This window comes from Streptomyces sp. ISL-1 (genome assembly GCF_018614585.1).
Classification (GTDB): domain Bacteria; phylum Actinomycetota; class Actinomycetes; order Streptomycetales; family Streptomycetaceae; genus Streptomyces; species Streptomyces maoxianensis.
Genome location: NZ_JAGGOI010000006.1, coordinates 99,461 through 123,963, shown reverse-complemented (window position 1 = coordinate 123,963; position 24,503 = coordinate 99,461). Strand labels below are relative to the sequence as shown.

The following is a 24,503-nucleotide window of genomic DNA, read 5'->3' as shown; positions in this document are numbered from 1 at the left end:
CTGTCAGCCCTACTGCGCCGCAGGCAAGTTCCACTCCTACCGTGTCACCGTGCGGCTCGATCGCCCAGAGACCTGGCAGAAGCATCCTGAGCTGCGGCATTTCACCCGGCTGCGACTCATCTACACCGACAGCAGGCCGGCGCAGACGCAGCGGGAAGTGACGTACAAACTCTGGGACTGACGACTCGTTCCCAGGATGTTCCGCGCCGGGTGAGGCCCGCGCCCGCTCACGTTCGTGCGGGGCAGCGCGCCACCTCGTGCCGGGCGCTGCTTCGGTGAGAGGGCGCTCGTAGGGTGACCTGCGTGATCGTTCACAAGCGCGCAGTGAACACAGCCAGTGGCCGGCGGCCGGGCTATCTGGCCGCGGCCGTTGTGTTCGCCATCGGGATGGCCGGAACCACCCTGCCCACACCGTTGTACGGGCTCTACCAGGAACAGATCGGGTTCTCCGAGCTGATGGAGACCGTCGTCTTCGCCGTGTATGCCGTCGCGGTCATCACCGTGCTGCTGGTGGCGGGCAACTACTCCGACGAGGTCGGCCGCAGACCTGTGCTCCTGTGCGCCATGGCCTTGTCCGCCGCCAGTGCGGGATGCTTTCTCCTGCAGAGCGGTCTGCCCCTGCTCTTCGCGGGGCGGCTGCTGTCCGGCTTCGCGGCCGGCCTGCTGAGCGGCGCGGCGACAGCGGCCGTCATCGAGCTGGCCGGTCCTGGGCAGAAGGCGCGGGCCGGGTTCGCCGCCACTGCGGCGAACATGGGTGGTCTGGGCTGCGGGCCACTGCTTTCCGGGCTGCTCGCGCAGTACGCGCCGTGGCCGCTGATGCTGCCCTTCTGGGTCCATCTGGGGCTGGTGGCTGTGGCAGGTGTAATCACCTGGTTCCTGCCGGAGACCGTGGCGGAGCCGAAGCGATGGCCGCCTCTGACGCCGCAGGGAGTCACGGTGCCCCCGGAGGTGAAGGGGGTGTTCACCCCCGCGTCGCTGGCCGCGTTCGCCGGCTTTGCGCTTCTCGGGCTTTTCACGGCGGTCGCGCCGACCTTTGCTTCGCAGGCGCTGGGTGTGCGCAACCTTGCTGTTTCGGGCGCGGTCGTGTTCTCCGTCTTCCTCGCTTCGACGGTCGGGCAGTCGCTGACACAACGGATCGGCGCGTGCCTCGCGCTCCCCGTGGGGTGCGGCATCCTCGTCGTCGGCCTGCTGTTCGTGGCGTCATCACTGATCGCCGAATCCATGCCACTGCTCGTCCTGGGAGCCCTGTGCGGCGGCATCGGCCAGGGACTGGCCTTTCGCGCGGCACTCACCCTGGTCAGCGGCGCTGCCCCGGCACAGCGTCGTGGCGGCACCATTTCGGCGTTCTTCGTCGTCGCCTACGCCGGGATCTCGGTGCCGGTGGTCGGTGTCGGCGCCTTGGCCACATGGCTCGGGCTGCGCCAAGCCGGGCTGATTTTCACCGGCTGCGTGATGCTGCTGGCGGCGGGCGCGGGAACGTACGCCGCGCGCAGGCCGCCGACGGGGGCGTAACCGGTCGCCGGTGGGGGCCTTGCCTCTAGGCCCTTCCAATACCTCCGGTCCCGGGCATTGCGTCATTGCTCAGGCTCGTGCCACCAGGTCACGGCGTGCCCATGGCCGGCAGCTCCAGTCGAAGTTCGTAGCCGCCGTCGGCCATCGGGCCGGATGTGACCGTGCCACCCAGGAGCGCGGCGCGCTGACGCAGGCCGATCAGGCCGTAATGCGCACTGGGCAGAGGGAGAGCGGGCCGGTTCGGTGCGGTATTGGTAACCGTGACACGGACGGCTCCGCCCTCCTGGCGGATGCGAACCGTCGCCGTGGCTCCGGGCGCGTGCTTGCGTACGTTGGTCAGCCCCTCCTGGACAGTGCGGTAGATGGCACGCTGTACGGTCGGCGGAAGCCCGTCGGTCAGGTCCGTCTGCAGCTCGGCCTCGATGCCGCTGCTCTCGACCAGCCGGTGCAGGTCGGCCAGGGACGGCTGCGGGGTCAGCTCCGTGGGGCGGCCCCCAGAGGCGCGCAGGACGCTGACCATGTGCCGTAGTTCGTCCAGCGTCTGTACGCTCAGCCGCCGGATCGTGGCCGCGGCTTCCTTCACTTCGGCGTCCCGGGCGTCGACCTGCAGCGCTCCGGCCCGCACCGCGATCAGGCTGACCTGGTGAGAAACCACGTCATGCATCTCCCGGGCGAGCTGTGCGCGCTCTACGGCCAGCACGGTCTGGGCGGTCAGCAGCCGCTCGTGGTCACGCGCCTCGGAGATCTGGGCGAGCCGCAGCGACAGATCACGCCGGGCCTGGACGAGCTGGCCGAGGAAGACGGGAGCGGCCGCCGTCGCCGCGGTGTAGCCCAGAGTGATCAAGGTCGAGGTGTGCGTCAGGTCGAAGTTCGGTGACGGCCACGAGGTCATGTCACTGATCGTGAACACCAAGGCGCAGACGGCCAGCAGCGTGCGGCGGCGGGTGAGCGAGGCGAGAGTGAACAGCGCCGCCAGCGCGGCGAATATCGCGTCCGAGAGCAGCACGGCGGGGAGAGTGAGCAGGAAGGTGAGCAGCGGCAGGCGACGGCGCAGAAACAGAGAGAAGGCAGCGGCCAGGGCGAAGACCAGGCGTAGCGGCTCGTGAGTGTCGAGATTGACCCAGACGTCGAGCAGCGCGACTACGACGAGGGCGGCGTCCAGCAGCGGGGGCGGCAGGCGACGGGGGGTCATTCCCCCTCCTGGTTCCGCGGCGGCTTGAGAACGCCGGCCCGTTCGGCGAGCAGGGCGGCCTGGACGCGATTGCCCACCTCCAGCTTGGTGAGTATGGCGCTCACATGGTCCTTGACCGTGCCCGTGCTCAGGTGCATCCGGCTGGCGATGTCAGAGTTGGACAGTCCCTCGGCGATGAGGACGAGTACGGCGCGTTCGCGGTCGGTCAGCCGGTCGAGGATGCGGAGGGCGGGTTCCTGCGCGCCGGCCTCGAGGTAGCCGTCCACGACTGTCCGGGTGACCTTGGACGACAGTACGGTGCCGCCGTCGGCCAGGGTCCGCACCAGGAACGGCAGTTCCTCGGGGTCGGTGTCCTTGAGCAGGAAGCCGGCGGCGCCCGAGCGGAGTGCCGTTGCCACGTACTCGTCCATGTCGAACGTCGTGAGCATGGCCACCACCGGAGGGTGCGGCAGCCGACGGAGGCCGGCCAGGACGGTGAGCCCGTCCACGTCCGGCATCCGGATGTCCAGCAGCACGACGTCGGGACGCGCCTCCCGCGCCGTCCGGACCGCCTGGCCGCCCGGAACCGTCGCCACGACCTCGATGTCGTCCGCCGTGTCGAGGATGTGCTGAAAGCCCATACGGATCAGGGCCTCGTCGTCGACCACCAATACCCGGATCACGCGTGCTCCACTCGCCATCGGACCACTGTCCGATTCGTACCACGCCGACGGACGCCCTACGGGTGCCCGACACCGAATCCGGCCGGGCGGCGGGGCTGCGCCAGCCAGTCAGCGGGGGCGTTTTGGACATCTGCCGGATGGTTGTATCTGGCAGCTTCCCCAATCCTTGAGCGTATGACGCATGTCGTATCACCACCTGCCGGGCCGCCTGAGGCCTCCTCGGCCAGGGCATGCCACCCCTCCCGTACGCCGCCAACAGGACGGCTGACCGGCCACGATCCGGCCCTCGGCCTGACGGTCATCGGCGTGTACGCGACCCATGTCGGTCCCGACCCCTCGGTGGACGGCCCGCTGGGCGGGGAGATGGAGGTGGCGTGTCCTCCGCGGTCGATCGCGGCAGAGGGTAGGCGCAGGGGGACACAGTGCGATTCACCGGAACTGGGAGGTGTTTCTCCATGACTGGCTGCGACGCGTACGCCCCCAAGGAGTTGCAGACCCCGCAGTCTCTCCAGACGCGGTCCCCCGAAATGCTGACCCTGCTGGAAGCCGCAGACTTCCTCCGCGCCGAAAGCCAGGGCGAGATGCTTACCGTGCCGTACCTGGCAGTCGAGGCGCCCTTCGCCCACGACGGGAAGATCGGAGGCCATGAGCTCATCGAAAGCCACCTGGAACTGCCCAGGGCGCTCGGCCTGCACGCGCCGTTCTGGGCCGGCGTCATCGACTACCGGGAGGGCGCCGACGTCATCTACACGACCGAGGGTGGGGACGGGCTGTACGGGGTTATGGGCATCATGTTCTACCCGGACGGCGACGCCCCCGGCGAGGGCCACAAGTACTGGCGCGCCTTTCAGGCCCAGCGCGGCACCGACACCACCGAGCGGAACTACCTGTACTACTCAATGAGCTGGAAGCAGACCTTTTACAGCCCGGACCAGGTACGGGTGCCCACACCCCCGGCCCCGGCCCCGGCCCCGGCAAACACAGTGGACTGGGACGTCCTGCAACCGCCGACCAGCGGCACGACGGTCACCAACGCTGATCGGCCGGTGCACAAACCGCTTCGCCGTTCCCTCATAGGCCCTCAGCGTCTCCGCTCACCCAACGAACAGCTTCGCTGACCAATACCGTGGCGCCATCTCGCCTGTCGCGGTGCCTGCTCCAGCACTTCGTGATCAAGTGAGCCGGTCAGCGGGTGCGCACCGCCGTGACGGTGAAGCGTTCGACCTCGGCGATGTGCCCGCCGGTGGATGCGACGAGCGTGAGTACCGGGTCGCGGGCTCCGGAGAAGGACACCGACTGTTTCCAGGGCTGGTTGTTGCCACCGGCCGAGCCGCAGCACGAGGCGCCCAACAACGCCCCGGACGACGGCTGACGCACCTGCAAGCGGATGCCCTCGTCCACGCCGGTGATCCGCCCGCCGGCCACCATGGGGGAACGCGCCAGCGACCCGTATCCCGGCTTCGTCAGGGAGAACGTCGTGTCGTCGGTGCCCACGACCTCCCACGGGGCATCCGGCCCGGTGCCGTACCGCACGAGGTGGACAATCGCCGCGGTGCCGCCCTCGGGCCCCTTCAGGGCGACGCCGATGCGGGCGTGCGGACCGCTGACGGTGTGGGAGGAGATCCGGCCGATGTCCCGGAAGCCCAGGTAGCCCTGAGTGAAGGACAGCGCTGTCTGGTCCGGGTCCAGGTGCCAGGGCGCGTGTCCGCCTGAGCGATAGTCACGCTCCCACGCCTGGGCTTCGGCGAGCGTGGCGAACGGCCACAACGGCTGGAAACGCCCGGAGCCGAGCACTGGCGCGCTGCCGCCGGGCGTGGGCATCGTCGGCGCTTGCGTGCCCGGCGGGGTCGCCGCCGCCGAGGCCGAGGGGACGGGCGTCGCGGGCAACTGCGACGGCGAGGACGTTCCTGGTGCGGCGGACGGCGATCCCGACGCGGTCGGGGGCCCGCCGGAACCCCCACAGGCGGTGAGCATCAGGCCGGTCACGGCCGTTGCGGCGAAGAGCCGGAACGGGAGCCAGATGTTCATAAGTGCCCCCAGAACGTGTACCGACCGCCGATACGGTCTGAGCAGCTATCGTCCCACCACTCCGGTCCACGTCACAGACCCCGGGCTCGGCCGTGCCCCGTGGGCGTCAGCACGCCTCCCTCCCGTCAGCGCGCCGATGCACGCACTTGACCCGGGGCGAGGCGGCGCCGTCACCGGCCTGTTGCTCACGGCGGCGAGAGTATGGAGAGGTGACTGGGCAGCCGGCGACTCCAAATCTTTCCGGACAGACTGCATGCGGCGCTGACATGCGAACCCCGCTGCGTGACTTTCTGCGCACCGAGACCGGCAGCGCCGCGGTGCTGCTGGCTGCGGCGCTGGCAGCAGTCATCTGGGCCAATGCCGGACCCTGGTCGTACGAGTCGTTCTGGCGGATGCACCTGTCGGTCCGTCTGGGCTCCTATGGCATGTCGCTCGAACTGCGCGACTGGGTGAACAGCGGGCTCATGACTCTGTTCTTCCTGGTGATCGGGCTTGAGGCGCGCCGCGAGTTCGACATGGGTGAACTGCGCGAACGGAGACGGGTGGCGCTTCCGCTGCTCGTCGGCATCAGCGGAATGCTCGTCCCTGTCGCGATCTATCTCGCCTTCAACGCCGGACAGAGCTCGGCACACGGTTGGGGCGTCGCGATGTCCACGGACACGGCGTTCGCCCTGGGCATGCTCGCCCTGCTCGGGGACCGCCTACCCGGGGGTCTGCGTACCTTCATCCTCACAGTCACCGTCGTCGACGATTTCGTGGCCTTGGGAGTCATCGCCGTTGCCTACAGCAGCGACATCTCTGTGGCGGCGCTGGTGACGGCCGGCGGGATCTTTGTTGTGATCTTGCTCGTGCGAGCCGCTGGTGTGCGCCGCGGCGCGGTGTACGCGGTGCTCGCGGTAGCGGCGTGGGTGGCGCTGCTGGAATCCAGTGTCGATCCAATCGTCATCGGTCTGGCCATGGGGCTGCTGACCTACGCGTACCCGGCGACACGCAGCGATCTGGAGCGTGCGAGCAGCCTGTTCCAGCTGTTCCGTGAGCAGCCGACTCCAGAACTCGAGCGCTCCGTGCGGCTCGGACTCGCCTCGGCGCTTTCCCCCAACGAGAGACTGCAGCGGATGTATCACCCCGTGACGAGCTATGTGATCGTGCCACTGTTCGCACTGGCCAACGCCGGCATCGTGATCAGCGGCAGCGAGCTGGCACGGGCCTTCACCTCGCCGATCACACTGGGCATCCTGTTCGGCTATCTGCTGGGCAAACCCGTCGGCATTCTCGGCGCCTCGTTGCTCACCACTTGGCTGAGCCGCGGACGGCTTCGCCCGCCGGTCGGCTGGGGTGCCATCGCGGCCGGAGGCACCATCGCCGGCGTTGGTTTCACGGTTTCCCTGCTGATCGCGACCCTCGCGTTCGACGGCGACCAGCTCGCCGACGCGAAGATTGGCATTCTGAGTGCGGTGGTCGCTTCCTTCGCCGTGACCTGGGCCGTCACCTGGGTGATCGGGATTCTTCCCCAGAACCTTCGGATCCGCGGCCTGCTCGGCAAGGCCGAGAGCATCGTCGACCTGGCGGTACCCGTCGACCTCGACCGCGACCATGTGCGCGGTCCCGTCGACGCCCCGGTGACAGTTGTCGAGTACGGCGATTTCGAATGCCCGTACTGCGGACAGGCTGAGCCCGTCGTCCGCGAGCTGCTCGCCGACTTCGGCGACGTCCGTTACGTGTGGCGGCACCTTCCCCTCAATGACGTCCACCCACACGCCCAACTCGCAGCAGAGGCGGCCGAGGCCGCGGGCGAACAGGGCCGCTACTGGGAGATGCACGATCTCCTGCTCGAGCACCAGGGGGCCCTGGATGCCGCCGACCTGCTCCGCTACGCCGAGGACATCGGCCTGGACACCGACCGCTTCCACCGGGACCTGCGGGCGCACGTCGGCGCGGCCCACGTCGCCGAGGACGTCGAGTCCGCCGACCTCAGTGGCGTATCGGGGACCCCGACCTTCTTCGTCAACGGACGCCGCCACTACGGCGCCTACGACATCGCCAGCCTTTCCGCCGCGGTACGCGCCGCCCGGGACCGCGCGGCCCTGGTGTCCTGAGCATGGTGGTACCCGGCGCCCGTTGGCCCGTTGACGTGGGCGCTCAGTCGGCACCGAACCAGCACGGGAGTGGGCGCCGCCCCGCCAAGACGCGGTGGCTTGTCGGGCCGCTGACCGCACCGCCGGCAGCGCGCCCGATCACCGAACGCGAATCCCGGTGATCGCAGATCGCGACCTCGCGCGATCGCTCACACGTCGTGCATGCCCTCGTTCGCCGATGTGTTCTGAATCGCGTTCACCAGTCCAGCAACAAGGTTCGCCCGCTCGGCCATGGCTTCGATCACCAGGTACTCGTGGTCGGCGTGGGCACCGCCCCCGACTGCTCCAAGGCCATCGAGTGTCGGCACCCCCAGTGCGGCCGTGAAGTTGCCGTCGCTGCCGCCGCCGACTCTCTTGCCTTCGAGGTCAGGAAGCAGCTGCTTTGCCACCGCGAAGAGCTCGGCCGATGCCGACTCAGGCATCGGGGGTCGGCTGACAGCGCCCTGAACCGCGATCTCCGCCTCATCGAGATGCGGAGCCAGTGCTGCGAAGGCAGATTCGATTCGTTCTTTCTCGCCGGCCGACTCGACCCGGACGTCGACGATGACGGTCGCCTCTGCGGGAACGACGTTGTCCAGGGTTCCTGCGGACGCGACGGTCGGGGTAACGGTCGTGCCAATGTCGGGTCGACCAAGCGCTGCTATGTCCAGTACCTGGTGTGATGCTTCGATCAGGGCGTTGACCCCGGCTGCGGGCTCAAGGCCTGCGTGCGACGCCCGGCCCGCGACAGAGACCTGGAACGTGCCGCAGCCTTTGCGGCCGGTCTTCAGGGCTCCGCCGTCAGCGGCGCCCTCGAGCACGAGTACAGCGCCGCAGACAATGGCTCGTTCTTCGATGAGAGCTCGAGAGGAGCGGGAGCCGACCTCTTCGTCGGCGGTCATCAGAATCTCGACGCCTGAGCGGTCATCGAGCGTCGCCAGGCCATGAACGGCCTGTACCAAGCCGCCAAGCATGTCGAAGACCCCGGGGCCGGTTGCACGCCCGTGTTCGACCATGAACGGGCGGCGTTCAAGGGTGCCGAGCGGAAACACCGTGTCATGGTGACCGAGGATCAGTACTTTGGGATCGCCACCGGCTGACCAATGGACGTGCGGCCCGGCTTCGCTCTCAACGAGGACGGCGTGCCCGCCAAGGCGGCTCTCGATGACAGCGGCGACAGCTTTGGCCGATGCCGTCAAGGCGTCGACATCGCGCGATGGAGACTCGATCTCGACGAGTGTCCTGAGGTCCTCAATCATCGCGTCAACACTCACATCGACGGTCTTGCGCATCGTCACGTCGCAAGGGTACCCAGTACGCCGTGGTCGCTCATCGGCGGCAACCGTGAAGATGGCGAGGGCCTTGAGGCGGCGACTGTCCGCGAGTCGGATCCTCCCCGCCCGCCCGGCGCCTCCCAGGCGGAGTCAGCTCGAAGAGCTCTCGGCTGAGTTGTGCCGATGGGCATCCGTCCCATCCGCCCCATCCGCAGTGGAACGCCGACGCGGTATGCGACGACTTCCGCGGCTTTGTCGTCGAGCAACTGCACGACGACGCGGCGGCGCCTCACCACGAAACCCGCACTCGCCGCCCGCCTGATCGGCCGCACTGCTTCCGTTTCTGCCGCAGCGCGACAACGCGTTGGTCCCGGCGTATCGCCTGACCTGGTTCGCGAAGCGGGCGGTGGTTCTGTTCGGCCTGGACAAGTTCACCAACCTGCTCGTGGACTGGCCGAGCTACCTCGCGCCCTGGATCAACGGCCTCGTTCCGGGCAGCGCCCAGGCCTCCATGTACGCGGTGGGTGTCATCGAGATCGTGGCAGGCGTCGCCGTCGCCCTCGCCCCGCGCTTCGGAAGCTGGCTGGTGGCCGGATGGCTCGCCGGCATCATCGTCAACCTGCTGACCATCCCGGGCCACTACGACATTGCGCTGCGCGACTTCGGACTGCTCCTCGGCGCAGTCGCGCTGGCCAGGCTCGCCGAGCGTTATCACAGCAAGCAGTAGCCAGTGTGAGGACTGACGGTTGCGCTGAACGCACCTCGGCGGGTGAGCGCCGCACGGCGCCACCCGCCCCTGCTCGCACCGGGGTTACGTCCGGCGGCTCGTCGCTCGTCATGGTCCGAATGTCCCCGATCGCCGAGGGGAGGACCGTGGTCGTGCTCCACGGCCCTCCCCGCGCTGCGTTCAGGGAAGAGTGATCCGGGCGACCTGCGGGTCGTGATCGCTCTGCTGGGCGGCGAACTCGGCGTTCACATGCGCGATGTCATAGCTGTGCGAGGCACCGGCCAGCGAGGAGGACAGCAGGATGTGGTCGAGCACCTGCGCGTTGCCCTCATACACGTAGGTGTAGCGCTCGGCCTCCGGCAGTGTGACGGGCAGGTCCGTCAGACCGGCGCCGACCAGCGTCTGCACGGGCGGGGAGTACGGGAAGTCGTTCAGGTCGCCGGCCACCACGACCCTTGCCTGGGCATCGACGGCGAGGACCGATTCGACGAAGCTCCGCACCACCGTGGCCTGTTGGTTCCGCTGTGCCTCACTGGACAGCGTCAGCGGCTGGTAGCGCCCGAACAGCGGGTCGTCGCCGCCCTTGGAGTTCCAGTGGTTGGCGATGACGAAGATCGGCTTGGAGTTGAAGTAGAACTTGCCGACCAGCGGCTTTCGACTGGAGTTGAAGGCGGAGTTGGCCGGGTCGATACGGCCGGGGTTGTAACTGAGGTTGACCCGGTCCGCCGGGTTGCCGCTGTCGGACACGCTCACGGCGGTGGTGGAGCCGCCCGGCGTACCGGAGGCGAAGGTGAGTCCGATGTCGGCGCGGAACAGGAAGCCCACCCGGATGTTGCCGCCCGGCTCCCCGCCGTCCTGGTCGTCCACCGGATTGATCTGCCGGTAGGTGTAGGTGGGTCCGCCGGCCGCGCTGATCGCGCTGATCAGCCGGTTCCAGGTCTGGTCGGCGGCGACCGCTGAGCTGTTCGTCGCGCCGTCGTTGTCCTGGATCTCCTCGACGGCGAGAATTCCCGGCGCGGACAGATTGGTCACGACCTGCTCGGCCAGCCCGTCGAACTTGGTCTGCGGGTCGCTCGGGTCCAGGTTCTCCACGTTGAAGGTGGCCACCGAGATCTGGCCCGCGCCCGGCCCGCCCACGGCCTCAGGGACGAGCCCGCTGTTCACGCGGTTGATCGCGCCGGTGAGCAGGAGCTTGAAGTTGCCGAAGGAGTAGTCGAGTACGCCTACTGCCGGGCCGGAGAAGTGATCCCCGACGTTCACACCGGTGGGCACGGATCCGGCCAGGGCGGCGTCATCGAGGTGCACCCGCTCCGGGTTGGCATCGGTCTGGCGCAGCAGGATGCCGCCACGTGCGGTGCGTACCGCGGCGTTCGCACCGTCGTCGGCGAGCACCGGAATCTCGTTGAAGGAGTTTCCCGCGTCCACGGCCACGGGGTTGTTGAGCTGGACCCGCATGCCCTCGAGCGACTCGTAGAAGTCGATGCCATCGGTGGTGGCGTCGAAGGTGCCGGAGGTCTCGACACTGCCGGCGGCATCGTTGTCGATCACTGTTCCGGGTGGCACCCGGCCGCCGGTGCCGATCACGCCGGCCGCCGGCACCGGCTTGGTGCCCAGGACGGAGACCGACGGGGAGGTGATCTCGGTCGTGGTCAGGTTGGTGGTGGACGCTCCGCCGGACCGGAACTCGGTGACGCTGCCGCCGACCGAGACTTCCTGGCCGACGCCGGCCGAAGGTGCGCTGGAGGTGAACACGAACAGGCCCTCGGAGCTGGCGACATCGCTGTCCGGGCAGGGGTCCTGGAACCAGAAGCCGTTGCTCTTCACCGCGGTGACCACGCCGCGTACGCCGGAGACCGACTGGCCGTTCCGCGGAGATATGTGGGCACTGCCTTGGATATCACGTATCCGAGTGGTGTAGCCCGAGCAGTCGCCGCCCCCACCGCCTTGCGAATTCTGCGGAGTGGGGGCGACCTTGGCGAAGTCGTTCGCGTTGCTGTCGGTGTCGGTGGCCGGGTTCGTTCGGGTGGCCGAGGTGGTGTTGGACAGCGTCGGTGCGGGGGATGTCTCGTAGTCGTTCGCGCTGCCGTAGCCGAGGAAGTCCTTCACACCCGGAGCGGTGTCGCAGTTGCCGCCGCATGTCAGGGCGGTGGTAGAGGTGACCAGGGCGGCCTTGCCCGAAGTGGCCGACATATTGGTGCTGCCGGTCGCGTCCGGGGCGGGCAGCACGGCGCCCAGACTGCCGCCGGAGCCGAGCTGCACCAGGTATCTGGCCCCGGGCTGCATCGTGCCGGTCAGCGCGGTGACGGCGTAGGTGGTGCCGGAAGCAGAGGCGTACTGCGTGGACCAGCCGGAGAGGCTGACCGCGCTCGGGCCCCGGTTGTACAGCTCGATGTAGTCGTTGCGGTAGGGGGCGCCGCTGTTTCCACCACCCCCGTACACCTCGCTGATCACCACATCCGGCGAGACGGAGAACGCGGGGGGCGCGAATGCCCCGGAGACCGCGCCCACCAGGGCGGTGGGGAGAAGGGAGAGGGCCACGGCGCGGACGGCTGAGCGACGACGCGACCGGCGGCGATGATGATCCATGATCGGGCTCCTGACCAACGATGCGTCGTGGGGGGTGGGTTGAGCCCGTCATGGATACCTTGCGAATTGCGGCGTTGACTATGGGCCGAGGTCGACGGCCGGGCGACTCATGAATGAACTTCTGCTTGTGGCCGGGCGGTTGTGCCCGTACGCGGTCCAGCCGCCTCAGCCTCCGACGTGGATGCCGGGGCGACGGTCGGGTTGGGGTTCGTGTTTGCGGATGATCTCGCGGGTGACCGGAGCGGTGTCGCCCCGGCCGAGGAGGAAGTAGCGGAACATGTGCCGCAGAGGGCTGCCCTCGGCCCAGGCGAAGTAGCAGTGCGGCAGAACACCGGTGGTGTTGCGCAGGGCGAGCAGGATCGCGGCGATGGCGTTCGGGGCGGCCGGGGCCTCGGCGCGCAGGATGCGGAATCCGTCGACCTCGACGCCGCGTACGGTGAGGGTTTCGCTGAAGTCGGACGGGTCGACCACGTCAATTTCCAGGAAAAGGATGTCGGCGGGTCCGGGCACGGGATTGGTGCCGCGCTGCTCGCGTTCCTTGGCGCTGTATTCGATGCCGTCGCCGGCCTGACGGCGGTTGGCGATGATGTTGATTGCGTCGTCGTAGGCGAGGGTGTCGGTGATGAACTGGCGGGCGGCCCGGTCGAAAACGATGCGGTCGGCGCGCAGTTCGGTGGTGCGCGACACCCGGGAGATCAGCGACACGGCGATGATGCCGGCGATGAACAGGCCGGAGATGGTGATGCCGTCGGGTTTGTCGACGATGTTGGCCACCAGGGCGTACATCAGCACCGCGGTGAGCAGCGCGAAGCCTGTGGCCGCCGCTCGCTGGCGGCGGCGTACGGCCGAGACCGTGACGGCGAAGGCGCCGGAGACCATCATGGCCAGGATGCCGGTGGCGTAGGCGCCGGCCTGGGCGTTGACGTCGGCGTCGAACGCGATGGTGATGAAGACGCAGAGAGCGGTGTAGACAAGCACGACGGGGCGTACCGCGCGTCCCCACTCCGGAGCCATGCCGTAATCGGGCAGGTAGCGGGGCACGATATTGATCAGCCCCGCCATCGCCGACGCGCCCGCGAACCACAGGATCAGGATGGTGCTGATGTCATAGACGGTGCCGTACGCCTCCCCGACGCTTTCATGGGCCAGCCAGGCCAGGGCGCGGCCATTGGCCGCGCCGCCGGGCTCGAACTCCTTCTGAGGAATGAGCACGGTGGTGACGAAGCTCGCAGCCAGCAGGTAGACGCTCATGATGACCGCGGCGGTGGTCAGCAGCCTGCGGGTGTTGCGGATCCGCGCCCGCAGCCGTTGCGCGGGGTCGGCGCCCTCGGCGGACACGAGGGGCATCATGCTCACCCCGGTCTCGAATCCGGACAAGCCCAGCACCAGCAGCGGGAACGCCAGCAGCGCCGGGCCCGCCAGATCACCGATGCCTCCGCCCTCGACGAGCGCGTGCGTCCACGCCGACCAGGCCCCCGGAGTGGTGAAGACATCCACCAAGCCGACAGCGATGGTCACCGCGTTGAGCGCCAGGAAGACCGCGACCAGCGGAATGGCCACCCTGACCGCTTCGCTGAACCCGAGGAGGAACACCCCTCCGAGCATCAGCAGCAAGGCCACGGTGATGGCGACCTCGTGACCGTGCAAGGCATGGGGCAGGTAGGGGTTCTCCACCATGTGCACGGAGGCGTCCGCCGCGGACAGGGTGATCGTGATGATCCACGACGTGGCCACGAAACCGAGCAGGACCAACACGAACAACTTGCCCCGCCAGAACGGCAGCAGATCCTCCAGCATCGCCACCGACCCGGCTCCGTCGGGGCTCTCCCGGGTCACCCGCCGATACATCGGCAGCATGCCCACGAGGGTCAATGCCACGATCAGCAAGGTCGCCAGGGGCGACACCGCCCCGGCCGCGAGCGCGGCGATGGCCGGCACGTAGGCCAGGCTGGAGAAGTAGTCCACCCCGGTCAGGCACATCACCTTCCACCAGGCGTGCTGCTCGGTGTGCTGCCCACCGGCCGCCGGCCCGACCGGCTGCACCCGGTGGCGCAGCAGCCAGCGCGCCATGCTGCCGGTCGGCTGTGCTCGCCGAGCGGGGCTGTCCACCACTTCCGGCACGGCCAGTTCCGGCACGGCCAGTTCGTTCGCGTCCGTCATGTCCCCCAACAACCTCTCCTACTTCCCGGCGCACCGAGTTCGGCAGTCACCGCACTCACGGCACCGCGACGACCACCGAGTATCCGGCCTCCGGGTGGTGCCGACCCATCCGGGGTCGACCCGCGGCCGGCGGTGCGCGCCCGTGGCTTGTGCCCCGCCCCCCGCTCCCCACCCCCATCCCGTCGCCACTCTCGCCGGATGCCCGCCCGCCCTCCTCCACCCTCATCGCCGGCAGCTTCGGTCTCATGTGCACACCTGCGCGTTCCTACGTGTGGCGACACGAATACGTCCCCAAGCGTGAAGCGGCAAGGCCGTCGCAGCCGTTCAGCCACGCATCGCAAGCACCAGGGCGTCTCGGCGTCCGGCTGACAAACCGGAGGAGACCTGATTGCCCCCGATCACAAAACAGGATGCCCTGCGCGGCGCAATTGCTCGTTCCTCCAATCGACATAGCACCTGCCATGGAGAATCGACTAATCAATTGCAAATGAGAGGAGAAACGCCATACGGTGTCGCACATGCAGTCCTACACCATCGGACAGGCGGCACGTCTGCTCGGCGTCAGTCCCGACACCGCGCGCCGCTGGGCGGATGCCGGCCGGGTCGCGACCCATCGCGACGACAGCGGCCGCCGTCTCATCGACGGCCGTGATCTGGCCGCCTTCTCCATCGAGGTCGCCCAGAGCGGCAACAGCGAGGACGACGTCTCCTACACCTCGGCCCGCAACGCCTTTCCCGGCATCGTCACCGCCGTAAAGCTCGGCGACGTCGCCGCGCAGGTCGAGATCCAGGCAGGTCCGCACCGGCTCGTCTCACTCCTGACCCGGGAGGCCGTGGAGGAACTGGGCCTGGAGGTCGGCATGCAGGCCACCGCCCGCGTGAAGTCGACCAGCGTGCACATCGACCGCACCTGACCCCTGCGCAACCAAGCGGCGTCGCCCGTCACCGGCGCGGCTCATCACCATCCGCTCGGACGCCACCAGCCGACCACGTCGCCAGAGAGTTGCACCCTCATGTCCCTCACCTTCACCAGACGCCGCGCCGCCGCTGCTGTACTGGCTGCTGGACTCCTCGTTCCGCTCACGGCGTGCGGCAACGACGACTCCAAGAACGACACCGGCAGCGCGAAGGCCACCGAGTCCGCCACCGGTTCTCCCAAGGCCAACTTGACGGTGCTGGCAGCCGCTTCGCTGACCGACGTGTTCAAGACCGCCGGCGCGGCGTACGAGAAGAAGAACCCGGGCACGAAGATCACGTTCTCCTTCGCGGGCTCCCCGGAACTGGTCGCCCAGGTCAAGCAGGGCGCCCCGGCCGACGCCCTGGTCACCGCCGACACCAAGAGCATGGACGGCGTGAAGGCGGACACGAGCACCCCGACCGTCATCGCGAAGAACCGCCTCGTCATCGCGACGGTCGAGGGCAACCCGCACAAGGTCGATGAACTCAAGGACCTCGCGGACACGAAGCTGAAGGTCGTCCTCGCCGCCCCCGAGGTGCCGGCCGGCAAGTACAGCAAGAAGATCCTCGACGCCCAGAAGATCACGGTTAAGCCCGTCTCGCAGGAGCCGAACGTCCGGGCCGTGCTGAGCAAGGTCGAGCTCGGCGAGGCCGACGCGGGTCTCGTCTACAAGACGGACGCCGAAACGGCCCTCGACAAGGTCGACGCGATCGAGATCCCCGACGCGCAGAACGCCATCGCCGAATACCCGGCCGCCGCGCTGAAGCACTCCAAGAACGCCGAGGCCGCCGCCGCGTTCGTCGCGTGGCTGTCCACGCCCGAGGCACAGAAGATCCTCCAGGACGCGGGCTTCCAGAAGCCGTAGTTCCGGCGACTGCCGTGAGGGGGCTGTCCGTTCCGGGGGAATGGACAGCCCCCTTCACTCATCCAAAACCCCAAGTCCCCAGGGATCTCCGATGAAACGAATCCGCAGTCGCGCACCGGGCCCCCGCACGCCGATCACCCTGGCGATCCCCGCGCTGCTCGCCGTCGCGTTCCTCATGCTGCCGCTCATCGGGATCCTTGTCCGCACCGAGTGGGGCCGACTCGCGGACCATCTCACCACTCCGGGTACCACCGAGGCGCTGCGGCTGTCGCTGCTCGTCTCGTTCTGGGCACTCGGCCTGTCTGTGGTCCTCGGCGTGCCGCTGGCGTGGCTGCTGGCACGTGTGCCGTTCCCCGGGAAGTCGCTCGTCCGGTCCCTCGTCCTGCTGCCGATGGTGCTCCCGCCCACCGTCGGCGGTGTCGCCCTGCTTCTCGCCTTCGGCCGCCGTGGGCTGCTCGGACCCTGGCTGGAGAACACGTTCGGCATCACCCTGCCCTTCCACACCTCCGGCGCGGTTGTCGCGGCGACGTTCGTGGCGATGCCGTTCCTCGTCATCAGCCTCGAAGGGGCACTGGGCGGGCTGCGTCCGAGTTACGAGGAGACGGCCGCGTCCCTCGGGGCCTCTCCGGTGCGGGTGTTCTTCACGGTCACGATGCCCATGGTCGCCCCGGGCCTCATCGCGGGCGCCGCCCTCACCTGGGCCCGGGCGCTGGGCGAGTTCGGCGCCACCATCACCTTCGCCGGCAACCTCCCCGGCACCACCCAGACGCTGCCGCTGCAGGTGTACCTGCTGCTCCAGGACGAGCCGGAGGCAGCAACATCGGTCTCTCTGCTGCTGCTCGCCATCGCGATGCTGGTGCTTATCGCGCTGCGCGGCCGCTGGACCGGTACGCCCGCCGCCCGCTCTCACCAACCCGGGCCCCCGGTGGACGAGGCCGAACCGGGTGTGACCCCGGCCCCCGTTCCCGAGCCCGCCGACACACAGCGCGAGACTCCGCAGGAGCTCTGGCCCCTGCACGCCGACGTCACCGGCTTCAACCGGCTCACCCTGGACGCCGAACCCGGCACCACCATCGCCGTCGTCGGCCCCAACGGCGCCGGCAAGACCACGCTGCTGCGCGCACTCCTCGGTCTGACCCCACGCGCCCACGCCGAACTCCGGCTCGGCGACCACGATGTCACCGCCCTCCCCCCGCACCGCAGGGGCGTGGCCTGGGTCCCGCAGGACGGTGCCCTCTTCCCGCACATGAGCGCACTGGCCAACACCGCGTACGGGCTTCGCGCGCACGGCGTCCCGCGCGCCGAGGCCCGTCGCAGCGCCCAGGATTGGCTGGACCGGCTCGGCGTCGGCCACCTCGCCCATCGCAAACCGGCTCAGGTCTCCGGAGGTCAGGCCCAGCGTGTTGCGCTCGCCCGGGCGCTGGCCGCCCGCCCCCGGCTCCTCCTCCTCGACGAACCGCTCGCCGCCCTCGACCAGACCACCCGTGCCCAGGTCCGGCACACCCTCCGCCGCCACCTCGACGGCTTCGGCGGTGTATGCCTGATCGTCACTCACGACCCCGTCGAAGCCGTCGCACTCGCCGACCGGGTCCTCGTCCTCGACGACGGACGTGCCCTGCAGGACGCCCCGCCCACCGAGGTCACCCGCCACCCCCGCTCCCCCTGGGTCGCCCGCATGCTCGGCCGCAACGCCTGGCCCGGCACCGCCACCGCCGAAGGCATCCAACTCACCAGCGGCGGCACGCTCATCGTCGCGGACCCGCTCCCAATCGGCATTGGCGCCCTCGCGATCATCGCTCCGGAAGCCGTCGCCGTGCACCGTGACAAGCCCAGCGGCAGTCCCCGCAACGTATGGCCCGGCACCGTACGGGAGATCACCACCAGCGGGAGCCGGCTACGTGTCCTGATCACGTCCGAGCAGGCTCCGGACCTCGTCGCCGAGATCACCCCGCAGGCCGCCGCCGAGCTCGGCCTCGCCGACGGAACTCCCGTCTGGACCAGCGTCAAAGCGACCGAAGCAACTGTAGTGGCCCTCTGAGCCGATCCCGCCGCACGCGAACCGGGCGGACGATGAACAGCGAGCCTTCGAAGGGCAGGGGGATCGAACCGTATTGCTGCGTAAGCTGGAGTATCCAGCCCACTCCTACTCGACCAACGCGGATCATTGAAGTGCTCTCCCGGCTGAGGCCGGGAGATTCCTGCTTACCTTGCGGCAGCGGGCTTGACGCGCTTCGCGCGCCTGACGACTGCCCTCCCGGCAGCCGGGATGAGCGCGAGGCCCATCCGGTACAGGTGCAAGACGTTCCGGGCTGCGTTGTGGTCGGCGTTGCCCGACCAGCCGCAGTCCGGGTTCTTGCACACGAACACGGCCTGGCTCTCCCGGCTGCCGGGCGTGGTGAAGCCGCATGCTGAGCAGCGCCTGGAGGTGCCGGGGGCGGGGACCTTGTGCAGGGTGCCGCCGAGCTGGGCGGTCTTGTACGTCAGCATGGTGACCGTCCGGCCCCATGCCTCCCCGCTGATGGAGCGGTTCAGCCCAGACTTCTGGGCGACGTTCCTCCCCGGCTCCTCGATGGTCCCCCTGGCCGATTTGACCATGTTCGTGATGGTGAGTGCTTCGACCACGACGGTGCCGTATGTGCGGGCGATGACGGTGGTCGTGCGGTGCTGCCAGTCCAGGGCCCGCCGCTTGGCTTTCGCGCGGAGTCCTGCGATCTGGTCGTAGGTGCGGTGCAGCCTGCGGCTGGTGCGCTCGCCGGGCTTGCGGTGCTGCTTACGCTGCGCGGCACGCTGCTCCAGGCGCAGAAGCCTGGCCTTCTCCTTCTCCGTCAGCCATTCGCCGTGCTCGTACGTTTCGCCGTCCGAGAGGGCGATCGGCAGGGTGACGCCCACGTCGATGCCGACGTCCGGCCCCTGATGGGGATCGGGCTTGACCTCCAAGGCCTGAACACGGAAGGCGATGTGCCAGCCGAGCGCGTCCTTGATCAGTCGTGCCCCGGTGATCCGGTTCTCAGCGTTGGCACGCTTGCCGACCGGAAGGTCCTTGGTCCACCGGAAGCGGACCCGGCCCACCTTGGGAATGTTGGCCACGCCCCAGCGTCGGTGCACGCGGGTGATGTTCAGGTCGCGGCCCTGCGGGACGTCCACGGACATCACCGAGCGGAACCGGCCCTTGAAGTTCGGGGCGTCGGCGCGGCCCTCCCAGCAGTTCTTCCACGCCCGGAAGTACGTCTTGAGTACCGCTTGCGCGGCCTGGGCGGGGAGGACGGCCAGGAAGTCGATGTCCTCGCGGGCCTGCCGGATCGCGGCGTCCGCGTTCGCGAGAGTCCGCCTTTCCCTCGGCATCATCTGCCACCAGGCGTGCAGCAGGTTCCACATGGTGCGGGCCGCGTGCGCCTGGCCATCAGCCTTCAACACCTCGGCAGGCGAGAGTGAAAGCCGGGCACGATGCCCGAACTGCCGCTTGATCAGGGTGCTTTGACTCACAATCGAGACCCTAACGTTGGTTTATGTCACCACGCTGGAACCCTCATCCCGATGTCCGCACCGGACGTCACGTTGTCTACAACCTGCATGTTCACTTGGTTTTTGTTACGAAGTACCGACGGAAGGCGTTCACCGACGCCATGCTGACCCGCACCGAGGAGATCATGCGGGAGGTCTGCGCCGACTTCGAGGCCGAGCTGAAACAGTTCAACGGGGAACAGGACCACGTCCACCTGTTCGTGCACTACCCTCCCAAGGTCCAGCTCTCCAAGCTGGTCAATTCCCTCAAGAGTGTCAGCTCCCGCAGGCTCCGCCAGGAGTACACCACGCATGTCCGCCGGTACCTGTGGGGCGGACACTTCTGGTCCGGCTCCTACTTCGCAGGATCATGCGGCGGGGCACCCCTGACCGTCGTCAAGCAGTACATCGAAAACCAGCAGCGTCCCGTCTGACCGTCACCCCGGAGACGAAGAGCACTCCGGCGCTCCGCGCCTCCGGGCCAAGGATGGCCTCCACCCCCGCCCTGAAGGGCGGAGCACTGGCCAAGATCAGAGGTAGACGTCGCGGACATACCGCTTGTCGGCGGCGAGTTGCTTGACGTACAGAGCCGCCGCGTCCTGGTCGAGACCGCCGTGGGTGACGGCGATGTCGCGCAGCGCCTGGTCGACGTCCTTGGCCATCCGCGCGGCATCGCCGCAGACGTAGAAGTGTGCGCCGTCCTGGAGCCAGGACCAGAGCTGGGGACCGTGTTCGCGCATCCGGTCCTGGACGTAGATCTTGGCGCGCTGGTCGCGGGAGAAAGCGGTGTCGAGGCGGGTGAGGGTGCCGTCGGCGAGGAAGGCGGTCAGCTCGTCCTCGTAGTAGAAATCCGTGGCGCGGTGCTGTTCGCCGAAGAAGAGCCAGCTGGGGGCTCGGTGGCCACGGGCTCGGCGTTCCCCGAGGAAGCCGATGAAGGGAGCCACTCCGGTCCCGGGGCCGACCATCACCATCGGGGTGTCGGCGTCCGCCGGCGGCCGGAAGTGCGGGGAGCGCTGGACGAAGACCGACACCGGCGTGTCAGCCGCGGCATCGGCGAGGAACGGCGAGCACACACCCTTGCGGGGGCGGCCGTTCAGGTTCTCGTACCGGACGACGGAGACCGTCAGTGACACCTGGTGGGGGTCGGTGAGCGGGCTGGACGATATCGAGTACAGGCGGGGCTGCAGGCGCTTGAGGACACCGGCCCACTCCTGCGGTGTGGCGCGCACGGGGTGCTCGGCGACGACGTCGACGGCCTGACGGCCCCAGGACCACCGGGCGAGCTCGCCCTTGTTGTCGGAGCGCAGCAGCTTCTTCACCTCGCGGTCGCCGGTGCGCTCGGTGATGAAGCCCAGCAGGGCGGGGGTGAGCTTGGTGATGTCCAGGTGCCGACGCAAGGCGTCGGTCAGGGGGATCTCGCCGATGCCGGCGACGTCGACAGCGGCGGCGGGGTCAAGACCGGTGGCGGCCAGCCATTCGGTCACGAGATCGGGGCAGTTGACGGGGTGCACGCCGAGAGCGTCACCGGCCTCGTAGGCGAGCGGGGTTTCGCTTTCTCGGGTGTCGAAGGTGAACCGGCGGACCTCCTTGCCCGCGCCGGGGAGGCTGAGGAGCCGGTTGCCGGTGAGCCGGGCGGCGGCGGGGGCCGGCTTGGCGCTGCGGACAGGAGCGGCAGCCGGGGCAGGGGCCGGGGCAGGCCTCGGTTGTGCGGTGAAGTTGCTGAGGACGTGGTCGAGCCATGCGTGGGCAGAGGGCTCGTAGTCGGGCTCGCAGTCGGTGCGCGGGGCCAGGCGTACGGCCCCCAGCTCGTCCAGACGCTGGTCCAGGCGACGTCCATGGCCGCAGAAGTCGTCGTACGAGGAGTCCCCGAAGGCCAGGACCGCGTACCGCCTGCCGTCCATGCGCGGTGTGTCGGCAGCGGTCAGGGCGTCCCAGAACCCGGATCCATTGTCAGGTGCGTCGCCGTCGCCGAAGGTGCTGGTGATCAACAGCAGGTCGGCGGCGGGAGGGAGGGATCGGGGGTCCACGTCGTCCATGCCGATGAGCGCAGCACGGTGTCCAGTTGCGGTGAGTCGGTCGGCGGTGGCCGCCGCGAACTCCTCGGCATTGCCCGTCTGCGAGGCCCACAGCACGACCACCTCCCGGCCCTGAGAAGTGGCTTGCGTCTTCGTCGATTCCTCTTCGGTCTGCGGGGCACGCGAGTACATGCCGGCGAGCACACCGTTCACCCACCGCGCGTGCTCCTTGCTGAACGGCGCACCGGCCGGCAGCACGGGAACGCCGGGCGCGCCTGATTCCAGTCCGGCCAGGAAGCCGACCAGGTACTGACGTTCGTGCTCGGCGAGCACGGGGGGTGGCGTGCTCTTCAACCCGAAGACCGAGGCCGCGCCGGGCTGGACGGCCCTCGGCACGATCACCGTCGGCTCCGCGGCAGGGATGTCAGGGGGCGCCGAAGTCAGGGCTGCCGGTGCGGCGACCTTCGCCAGCATCACGGCGCACACCTTGAACTCGGGCTGGAAGGAGATCGGGTCGACGGCGTCGCTGGTCACCGCATTGACACTCAGGTACTCCCCGAACAGGTCGTTCCAGTGGAACGGCGCGAAGCAGCACCCTGGCCGTACCCGGTCCGTCACCACGGCCGGCAGCACTGCCCGGCCGCGCCGGGACGCGATCTCTACGGAGTCGTCCTCCACGATCCCCAGCCGTTCGGCATCCTCGGGGTGGAGCTCCACGAACGGCGTCGGGTTGAGCTTGTTGAGTTTGGCGACCTTTCCGGTCTTGGTGAGGGTGTGCCATTGATGCTGGAGCCGCCCGGTGTTGAGGACGAACGGGTAGTCGTCGTCAGGCATTTCGGCAGCCGGAATGTGCGGACGGGCGAAGAAGACGGCCCGTCCGCTCGCCGTCGGGAATACCGGACCGCCGTCCTCGGCCAGATAGCGGATCGGGTTGCGGTCCGGGCCGTCGAGCGACGCGGCGGGCCACTGCACGGGCGTGGCGCGCAGCCGCTCGTACGTCACACCGCGCAGGTCGTAGCCGGTCTTCGGGTTCGCGGCGCGCTTGATCTCCTCGAAGATCTCCTCGGCGCTGTCGTAGGAGAAGGCGTGCTCGTATCCCATCTCGCAGGCGATACGCGCGATGATCCGCCAGTCCGCGAGCGCCTGTACCGGCGGGTCCACGGCCGGCTGAGCGAGGGTGAGATTGCGCTCGCTGTTGATCAGTACGCCCTCGGTCTCGGTCCACAGGGCACCGGGGAGTACGACGTCGGCGTAGGCGTTGGTCTCGGTGTCGGCGAACACATCCTGGGTGATGACGAGTTCGGCCGTCTCCAGCGCTTCGATGACGGTCTTGCGGTTGGCGACCGAGGCGACGGGGTTGGTGCAGATGATCCAGCATGCCTTGATCTCGCCCTCGGCCATGCGCTGGAACATCTCGACGGTGCCCTTGCCGGATCCGTCCTTGCGTACGGTGCCGGGCTCGATGTCCCACAGCTCCTCGACGAAGGCGCGGTCCTCGTCAACCAGCACCGACCGCTGTCCGGGCAGTCCGGGGCCCATGTAGCCCATCTCGCGGCCGCCCATGGCGTTGGGCTGGCCGGTGAGCGAGAACGGGCCGCTGCCCGGGCGGCATATCGCGCCGGTCGCCAGGTGCAGATTGATCAGGGCGTTGGAATTCCAGGTGCCATGGGTGGACTGGTTGAGCCCCATGGTCCAGCAGCTCATCCACTCCCCGGCTTCGCCGATCCACTCCGCCGCCCGGCGTATGTCAGCCTCCGGGATTCCGGTGATCTCGGCGACGGTCGCAGGCGGGTAGTCGGCCAGGAACTCCGGCATCGCCTCCCAGCCGACGGTGCGCTCCGTTATGAAGTCGGCGTCCGTGTGACCGTTCTCGTACAGGAGGTGCAGCAGGCCGTTGAGCAGAGCCAGGTCGGTCCCCGGCTTGATCTGCAGGAAGAGATCCGCCTTGTCGGCGGTGGCGCTGCGCCGCGGGTCGACGACGATCAGCTTGGCCCCCGCCTTCACCCGCTCCATCAGCCGTAGGAAGAGGATCGGGTGGCAGTCCGCCATGTTGGAGCCGATGACGAAGAAGACATCCGCATGTTCGAAGTCCTGATAGGAACCGGGCGGGCCGTCGGCGCCGAGGGAGAGCTTGTAGCCGCTGCCCGCGCTCGCCATGCACAGCCGGGAGTTGGACTCGATCTGGTTGGTGCGGACGAAGCCCTTGGCCAGCTTGTTCGCCAAGTATTGGGCCTCCAGGCTCATCTGCCCGGACACGTAGAACGCGAAGGCGTCGGGCCCATGCTCGTCGATGATGGTCCGCAGCCTCTGCGCCGTGCTGGTGATCGCCTCGTCTACATCAACGGGTACGGGCTCGGCCCCGCGCTCGGTGCGCACGAGTGCGGAGGTCAGCCGGCCGGGGGCAGCGAGCATGTCGGCCGTTGTCGCGCCCTTGGTGCACAGCCGGCCGAAGTTGGCCGGGTGTGCCTTGTCGCCCGATGCCTTGAGGACCTTGCGGCGGCCGTCGGGGCCGGACGCGATGTCGAGGACCATCCCGCAGCCCACACCGCAGTACGAGCAGACCGTCCGAACCTCGGCGCTACCGGTCCGCGACTCCTGTGTGGTCACCGGGAGGCCTCTCTGTGGATCGGATCGTGCCCCCGACAGTACGAAACGCCCATTACGTCGATGTGACCCCGGCCGATCATGGACGGTAACGCCCGTCACACACGCGCTGGACCAGCACCGTGAGATCGAGCAGAATCACGCATGGTCCAGGCGAAACACTGACCTCTTTCGCATGTGGGGGCATTCACGCCATGTGGGATGCATCTGATCCGCCTCTCCCCGTCGGCGGACGCGGACCCCTTGTTCGCAGACCTGCCCGAACAGCTCTGGTGCTGCACTGGCACGGCGACACCGTGGACCTC

Annotated in this window: 17 protein-coding genes; 9 read left to right on the top strand and 8 right to left on the bottom strand. The window is 68.6% G+C overall.

The window, feature by feature from the left end; all coding sequences use genetic code 11:
* The first annotated feature begins 49 nt into the window (after positions 1-49).
* Together J7E87_RS36075 and J7E87_RS04820 are read left to right on the top strand one after the other, a co-directional pair.
* Complete coding sequence (locus J7E87_RS36075; protein WP_308312855.1) at positions 50-181, top strand: hypothetical protein; 132 nt, start codon at positions 50-52, stop codon at positions 179-181.
* A gap of 125 nt (positions 182-306) precedes the next feature.
* On the top strand, positions 307-1,512 hold the full coding sequence (locus J7E87_RS04820; RefSeq protein WP_308312859.1) for an MFS transporter: 1,206 nt from the start codon (positions 307-309) through the stop codon (positions 1,510-1,512).
* A gap of 88 nt (positions 1,513-1,600) precedes the next feature.
* On the opposite strand, the gene J7E87_RS04815 is transcribed toward J7E87_RS04820, so the two are convergent.
* Both J7E87_RS04815 and J7E87_RS04810 read right to left on the bottom strand, forming a co-directional pair.
* Positions 1,601-2,704, bottom strand: coding sequence for a sensor histidine kinase (locus J7E87_RS04815; RefSeq protein ID WP_215090210.1), 1,104 nt, complete (start codon positions 2,702-2,704; stop codon positions 1,601-1,603).
* On the bottom strand, positions 2,701-3,366 hold the full coding sequence (locus tag J7E87_RS04810; RefSeq protein WP_215090208.1) for a response regulator transcription factor: 666 nt from the start codon (positions 3,364-3,366) through the stop codon (positions 2,701-2,703). The genes J7E87_RS04815 and J7E87_RS04810 overlap by 4 nt, the downstream gene beginning before the upstream one ends.
* A 455-nt stretch (positions 3,367-3,821) precedes the next feature.
* Here J7E87_RS04810 and J7E87_RS04805 point away from each other — a divergent pair, with 455 nt between their 5' ends.
* The gene (locus J7E87_RS04805) at positions 3,822-4,484 is read left to right on the top strand and encodes a hypothetical protein (protein WP_215090207.1); all 663 of its coding nucleotides are present in this window, start codon (positions 3,822-3,824) and stop codon (positions 4,482-4,484) included.
* A gap of 67 nt (positions 4,485-4,551) precedes the next feature.
* Here the strand turns inward: J7E87_RS04805 and J7E87_RS04800 are convergent, their stop codons facing one another.
* Positions 4,552-5,394 (bottom strand): hypothetical protein, encoded by an 843-nt coding sequence (locus J7E87_RS04800; RefSeq protein WP_215090206.1) that lies wholly within the window; start codon positions 5,392-5,394, stop codon positions 4,552-4,554.
* Between the two features lie 266 nt (positions 5,395-5,660).
* Here J7E87_RS04800 and nhaA point away from each other — a divergent pair, with 266 nt between their 5' ends.
* Positions 5,661-7,490 (top strand): Na+/H+ antiporter NhaA, encoded by a 1,830-nt coding sequence (nhaA, locus tag J7E87_RS04795; protein WP_215090205.1) that lies wholly within the window; start codon positions 5,661-5,663, stop codon positions 7,488-7,490.
* A 188-nt stretch (positions 7,491-7,678) separates the two neighbouring features.
* Here nhaA and J7E87_RS04790 read toward each other — a convergent pair whose 3' ends face one another.
* Positions 7,679-8,800 (bottom strand): M20 family metallopeptidase, encoded by a 1,122-nt coding sequence (locus J7E87_RS04790; protein ID WP_215090466.1) that lies wholly within the window; start codon positions 8,798-8,800, stop codon positions 7,679-7,681.
* A gap of 364 nt (positions 8,801-9,164) precedes the next feature.
* Between J7E87_RS04790 and J7E87_RS04785 the strand changes: the two genes are divergently transcribed.
* The gene (locus J7E87_RS04785; protein ID WP_215090464.1) at positions 9,165-9,509 is read left to right on the top strand and encodes a hypothetical protein; all 345 of its coding nucleotides are present in this window, start codon (positions 9,165-9,167) and stop codon (positions 9,507-9,509) included.
* Positions 9,510-9,689: 180 nt separating this feature from the next.
* Here the strand turns inward: J7E87_RS04785 and J7E87_RS04780 are convergent, their stop codons facing one another.
* Complete coding sequence (locus tag J7E87_RS04780; RefSeq protein ID WP_215090204.1) at positions 9,690-12,095, bottom strand: lamin tail domain-containing protein; 2,406 nt, start codon at positions 12,093-12,095, stop codon at positions 9,690-9,692.
* Between the two features lie 165 nt (positions 12,096-12,260).
* Entirely contained in the window at positions 12,261-14,255 is a 1,995-nt protein-coding gene (locus tag J7E87_RS04775; RefSeq protein WP_215090203.1) for an amino acid transporter, read from the bottom strand.
* A 518-nt stretch (positions 14,256-14,773) separates the two neighbouring features.
* Between J7E87_RS04775 and J7E87_RS04770 the strand changes: the two genes are divergently transcribed.
* From J7E87_RS04770 to J7E87_RS04760, 3 genes are all read left to right on the top strand, one after another.
* Positions 14,774-15,169, top strand: a complete 396-nt coding sequence (locus J7E87_RS04770; protein WP_215090202.1) for a molybdopterin-binding protein — start codon at positions 14,774-14,776, stop codon at positions 15,167-15,169.
* Between the two features lie 99 nt (positions 15,170-15,268).
* On the top strand, positions 15,269-16,078 hold the full coding sequence (modA, locus tag J7E87_RS04765) for a molybdate ABC transporter substrate-binding protein (protein WP_215090201.1): 810 nt from the start codon (positions 15,269-15,271) through the stop codon (positions 16,076-16,078).
* Between the two features lie 91 nt (positions 16,079-16,169).
* A complete protein-coding gene (locus J7E87_RS04760; RefSeq protein ID WP_215090200.1) occupies positions 16,170-18,116 on the top strand; it encodes an ABC transporter permease in 1,947 nt (648 codons plus the stop codon).
* A gap of 164 nt (positions 18,117-18,280) precedes the next feature.
* On the opposite strand, the gene J7E87_RS04755 is transcribed toward J7E87_RS04760, so the two are convergent.
* Positions 18,281-19,561, bottom strand: a complete 1,281-nt coding sequence (locus tag J7E87_RS04755; protein WP_215090199.1) for an RNA-guided endonuclease TnpB family protein — start codon at positions 19,559-19,561, stop codon at positions 18,281-18,283.
* Positions 19,562-19,584: 23 nt separating this feature from the next.
* Between J7E87_RS04755 and tnpA the strand changes: the two genes are divergently transcribed.
* Positions 19,585-20,013 (top strand): IS200/IS605 family transposase, encoded by a 429-nt coding sequence (tnpA, locus tag J7E87_RS04750; protein WP_215090198.1) that lies wholly within the window; start codon positions 19,585-19,587, stop codon positions 20,011-20,013.
* Positions 20,014-20,109: 96 nt separating this feature from the next.
* Here tnpA and J7E87_RS04745 read toward each other — a convergent pair whose 3' ends face one another.
* Positions 20,110-24,126: a bifunctional nitrate reductase/sulfite reductase flavoprotein subunit alpha gene (locus tag J7E87_RS04745; RefSeq protein ID WP_251016993.1), complete on the bottom strand. Its 4,017-nt coding sequence runs from the start codon at positions 24,124-24,126 to the stop codon at positions 20,110-20,112.
* Between the last annotated feature and the right edge of the window lie 377 nt (positions 24,127-24,503).